Here is a 2110-nt window from a genome sequence, read left to right on the forward strand (position 1 = left end):
TCCGCCGATAGGTCGCCAGCCCCTTTCGCAGTCCTTCATACCCCGCCCAGGGCGGCGGCAGGTTGGCGAACCACTGGGCGACGCGGTCTTCCTGCACCGCGCGCACGAAGCCGGGATAAGGGTCGAAGGGTTGCGGCCGCAGCGCCCAGTCTTCCTGAAAATCGGTCGGGTCCAGCCGGCCCGCCCGCACCGCATGGGCGTGATCGAGCGCGGCACGGACCAGCGCATCATTATCTGCGGGTGAGGGCGGCGCCTTGCCCGAGAAGCGCAGCCCCTGTTCATGGCTGTCGCGACCCAGCAGCTGCGACAGCAGCGCCGCCTGCTGACCCGTCAGTTGCGGCAGCGGTCGCATCGCCGGTGCGGACGGCACCGGCTGAACCAGCGGCGCGGTCGGGAGCGTCGTTTCGGGCACAATATCGGGGGGCAGCACCAATTGCTGCGCGGGCGCCGCGGATACCGCCAGCGACAGGGCAGTCAGGCCGATTCCAGCCTGAATCATTGTCTTTCCAGCCATTCACTCGCCTTCAAATCGGGTGCGGATACGCTGCGCCCTTCGTCACGCCTTACATAGCGCCCCGCACGCCGCACCGCAAAGGCGAAGCGCATGAAAGCGGTGCAAATCTTGCAGACCGATCGACGAAAAAGGGCGGCCCGTTGCCGGACCGCCCTTCCTGTATCGAAACGCGCGCCAACCGGCGCGCGGCCGATCCGTTCGAGATTACTTGACCTCGACGGTCGCGCCAGCGCCTTCCAGCTGCGTCTTGATCTTCTCGGCTTCGTCCTTCGACACGCCTTCCTTGACCGGCTTGGGCGCGCCTTCGACCAGCGACTTGGCTTCAGTCAGGCCCAGGCCGGTGATCGCGCGGACTTCCTTGATGACGTTGATCTTCTTGCCGCCATCGCCGGTCAGGATGACGTCGAATTCGGTCTTTTCTTCGACCGGGGCAGCAGCAGCGCCGCCACCGGCAGGCGCAGCGGCAACGGCCGCGGCGGCCGAGACGCCCCACTTTTCTTCGAGCAGCTTCGACAGCTCGGCTGCTTCGAGGACGGTCAGTTCGCTCAGCTGTTCGACGATTGCGTTCAGGTCAGCCATGGTAAACTCCAAATTTTGAAAGGTTGTATGTGGTCAGTGTCCGAAGCCGCCCAAAAATCAGGCGGCGTCTTTTTCCGCATAGGCCGCAAGCACGCGGGCGATCTGCGCCGCCGGTGCCTGGGTAATGGTCGCGAGCTTGGTCGCAGGCGCCTGCACCAGGCCAATCAGCTTGGCGCGCAGTTCGTCCAGCGACGGCAGCGATGCCAGCGCCTTGATGCCTTCCGCGTCGAGCACCTGCTTGCCCATTGCGCCGCCGACGATTTCGATCTTGTCGTTCGTCTTGGCGAAATCCGACACGACCTTGGCGGCCGCGACCGGATCGGTCGAAGTGGCAAGTGCGACAGGCCCGGTCAGCAGGTCGGAAATACCCGCGTAATCAGTGCCTTCGAGCGCGATCTTGGCAAGGCGGTTCTTGCTGACCTTGTAGCTGGCACCGGCTTCGCGCATCTTGTTGCGGAGTTGCGTCGACTGGGCGACGGTCATCCCGAGGTTGCGGGTGACGACCACCACGGCAACTTCGTTGAAGGTGCGGTTCAGCTCGGCAACGGCTTCGGTCTTTTGCGAACGATCCATGCCGGTCTCCTCAAAATGGACCCCGAAAGGTCCGGTTACGTCGAGGAACGGGCGGTTGCCCGAACCCCTCGTCCAAGGGGGCATGGTCGTCTTGGCCGGACACTGCCGGCGGCTGACCCGACCGCGAACGGCCGGTGAAAAACACATTCCCCGTCTCGGCGGGGAATTAAGATGGGCATATTCCCATCACCCGCTGTCTCGGACGGACGCGAAGTATCCATATTGGGCACTCCGCGAAGCGCGCGCCTTTAACGTCATTTGCGCCTGAGTCAAGCGTCAACGCACTTCGCGACCCACCGGATAGAGCAGGTGGCGGTCGTCATAATAAGGCGTGCGTTGATAAAACCAGGCCAGCCGCGCCTGGGCATCGGCGGCAAAGTCGGGTTCGGTGGCCAGCTTCGCGCGGAACTTTGCCGCGAGCGCCGGGTCGTTCGCCAGCATCGC

The 2110-nt window shown here is 64.3% G+C and carries 3 protein-coding genes; all 3 read right to left on the reverse strand.

Translation table 11 applies throughout. The annotated features are described in order from the left end of the window. Positions 1-514 (reverse strand): L,D-transpeptidase scaffold domain-containing protein (locus tag VL973_RS08210; RefSeq protein ID WP_475526621.1); only part of this gene is annotated, 514 nt, incomplete at its 3' end. 204 nt (positions 515-718) lie between these two features. Further along, a complete protein-coding gene (gene rplL, locus VL973_RS08215; RefSeq protein ID WP_325283543.1) occupies positions 719-1093 on the reverse strand; it encodes a 50S ribosomal protein L7/L12 in 375 nt (124 codons plus the stop codon). A gap of 57 nt (positions 1094-1150) precedes the next feature. Further along, a complete protein-coding gene (gene rplJ, locus VL973_RS08220) occupies positions 1151-1666 on the reverse strand; it encodes a 50S ribosomal protein L10 (RefSeq protein WP_325283544.1) in 516 nt (171 codons plus the stop codon). Positions 1667-2110: the final 444 nt, after the last annotated feature.

Source organism: Sphingomonas sp., assembly GCF_035490575.1.
Taxonomy (GTDB): Bacteria; Pseudomonadota; Alphaproteobacteria; order Sphingomonadales; family Sphingomonadaceae; genus Sphingomonas.